This is a genomic window from Mesorhizobium sp. M7A.F.Ca.CA.002.09.1.1 (genome assembly GCF_003998555.1).
Classification (GTDB): Bacteria; Pseudomonadota; Alphaproteobacteria; order Rhizobiales; family Rhizobiaceae; genus Mesorhizobium; species Mesorhizobium ciceri.
In genome coordinates, this window is sequence record NZ_RZRR01000850.1 from 1 (window position 1) to 2,420 (window position 2,420).

Genomic DNA, 2,420 nt, shown 5'->3' on the forward strand with positions numbered 1-2,420 from the left:
CTTCTGTTCCTGGCCCTTCAACCCTTCCAGCCTGGCGCCGATGTCCTCGATGTCCTGGCCGAGCTTCTGCTCGGTCATCGCCGACTGGATCAATGCGGCGGTGATCGAGGCGTGATCCTTCTTGATCGTCGCGATGTCGGCGGAGAGCTTGGCCAATCGTTCCGACGACAGCGTGATCTCCTTCGAGACCCGTTCATATTCGGCCCGGCTCTGGTCCGGATCGGGAGCCAGGTCGAGCGTGTTTTCCGCCCGCCCCGCATGCAGCGACAGCACAAGCACCGCCGCCGCGATTCCGCAGCGCGCGCGCCATGAGCCCGTTCTTGATTTTCTGTCTTCAGACATTGAAGCCCGACTCTATGCGTGGCTTCGTTAACGAACAATCAACCATGTTCGAAACCGCCCACTCGATGCAATGTTACGTTGGCATTGGGGCGGAAATCCGGGTGTGTCGCACCAATTCACCGGCTTACGAGCGATGGTAGGGATGTCCCGAAAGGATAGTGGCCACACGATAAAGCTGCTCTCCCAGCATCACGCGCACCAGTTGATGCGGCCATGTCAGCAATCCGAACGACATCACCAGTTCGGCCTGGTCGCGCAGCGACTGATCGTGGCCGTCGGCGCCGCCGATGGCGATGATCAGCGCCTTGCGGCCACCGTCACGCAACAGGCCGAGGCGCCCGGCGAAATCTTCCGAGGAAAAGCTTTTGCCGCGTTCGTCGAGCAGGATCAGGGCGGTGCCGGGCTGCAACTGCGTCTGCAGTTTCTGGCCTTCCTCACGCCGGCGCTCGTTGGCAGTCTGGCCGCGCCCCTCGGCTATTTCGGCAATGCCGCCAAATTCAAGCCCCACCGCCGGGCCGCTCTTGGCGAAGCGCTCGAAATAGCGGTCGGCCAGCAGCTTCTCGGGGCCGGCTTTCATCCGGCCCACGGCATGAACTGATATCTTCATCCTTGCCTTGTAAGCCGCGCGAACGACTTAGTGGAGCGTTTCTTCCTCGAGGTCCGGCGCCTGCCACATCTTTTCGAGATTGTAGAATTCGCGGACTTCGGGGCGGAAGACATGGACGATGATGTCGCCAGAATCGATCAGGACCCAGTCGGCGCCGGACAGCCCCTCGACGCGCGCGGTGCCGAGACCGGCATCCTTGATCGCTTTGAGAAGATGATCGGCGACAGCCGCGACATGACGGTGCGATCGGCCCGAAGCGACGACCATATAGTCGCCGAGGCTCGATTTCCCCTGGATGTCGATGGAGACAATATTTTCGGCCTTGGAGTCTTCCAGACTGGCAAGGACTGTCTTGATGGCGCGGGACACGGCGTCGTCTACGCTGATCCTGGCCGGCGAAGGCATGATATCGGCCTTCTTCCGCAGTGCTGTTCTCAGTGTATTTCCTTTCGCAGCAAGAACAACCAAATCACCCCTTGAAGCAGGTGACACCACTTAGATAGGCAGAGTTCCCTGACAGTTTCAAGACGGGACCCTGCCTCGCACGAACGTATTGTCGCTCCTGTGGTTCCGCCGCACACCGGAAAAGATCGGAACCCTCGCCGTCGGCATGGGTTATCGGCTCACCGACCAACCGGATTTCCCCCATGCCGATCGACCCGCAAAACGCCTTCCTCAGCGTCCAGGCTGGCCTCGCCCAACTGAGCACGCTGATTGTTTCCTACTCCTTCTCGGCCATCGGTGCCGTTATCCTCTTGATCGTCGGTTATATCGTCGCCGGCCTTGCCGAACGTTCGATCTTCGCCGGTCTCGGCCATATCCATGGTTTCGACGCGACGTTGCGGCATTTCTTCTCCAAGATCGTCCGCTATGCCATCCTGATCCTCGTCACCATCATGGTGCTCGGCCAGTTCGGCGTGCAGACGGCCTCGATCATTGCCGCGATCGGTGCCATTGGCCTCGCCATCGGCCTGGCGTTGCAAGGCACGCTGCAGAACATCGCGGCCGGCATCATGCTTCTGGCACTGCGGCCGTTTCGCATCGGCGAGTCCGTCGAGGTCGGTTCGATTGCCGGTACGATCGAGGAGATCGGCCTGTTCGCAACCAAGCTCAGGACGGCCGACGGGGTCTACATATTGGCGCCCAACTCGACGCTGTGGAACCAGCCGGTGCGCAACTTTTCGCGCAACGGGGTGCGCCGCAGCGACATCACGCTGAGCATCGGCTCCTGGAACGACATCGACCGCGCTCAAAAGACATTGCTTGCCATTGCCGCCGCCGAACGGCGGGTCAAGCGTGAGCCGGCACCGATCGCTTTCGTCGCGACATTGGGCGATAGCACCGTTTCGATTGCCTTGCGCTACTGGACATCGTCGGCGGACTTCTTCGCCACCCAGACCGATCTCACCAAGCGCGCCAAGCAGGAATTCGATAGCGAAGGCATATCGATCCCGCTGCCGCCACCGGAAGC

3 protein-coding genes and 1 pseudogene are annotated in these 2,420 nt (G+C 60.9%); 1 reads left to right on the forward strand and 3 read right to left on the reverse strand.

Annotation, left to right across the window (positions count from 1 at the left end; all coding sequences use genetic code 11):
- The 3 genes and pseudogenes from EN994_RS27240 to rsfS form a co-directional block, all read right to left on the reverse strand.
- Positions 1-342, reverse strand: a pseudogene (locus EN994_RS27240) (hypothetical protein); the annotation flags it as partial.
- Between the two features lie 124 nt (positions 343-466).
- Positions 467-949, reverse strand: a complete 483-nt coding sequence (gene rlmH / locus EN994_RS27245; protein WP_013529074.1) for a 23S rRNA (pseudouridine(1915)-N(3))-methyltransferase RlmH — start codon at positions 947-949, stop codon at positions 467-469.
- Positions 950-976: 27 nt separating this feature from the next.
- Positions 977-1,354: a ribosome silencing factor gene (gene rsfS, locus EN994_RS27250; RefSeq protein ID WP_013529073.1), complete on the reverse strand. Its 378-nt coding sequence runs from the start codon at positions 1,352-1,354 to the stop codon at positions 977-979.
- A 242-nt stretch (positions 1,355-1,596) separates the two neighbouring features.
- Between rsfS and EN994_RS27255 the strand changes: the two genes are divergently transcribed.
- Positions 1,597-2,420, forward strand: an 824-nt coding sequence (locus tag EN994_RS27255; protein WP_127307958.1) for a mechanosensitive ion channel domain-containing protein, incomplete at its 3' end; no start/stop codon positions are given.

Coding starts and splice junctions, on each gene's coding strand:
- rlmH (WP_013529074.1), bottom strand. CDS start 949: ATGAAGATATCAGTTCATGCCGTGGGCCGGATGAAAGCCGGCCCCGAG.
- rsfS (WP_013529073.1), bottom strand. CDS start 1,354: ATGCCTTCGCCGGCCAGGATCAGCGTAGACGACGCCGTGTCCCGCGCC.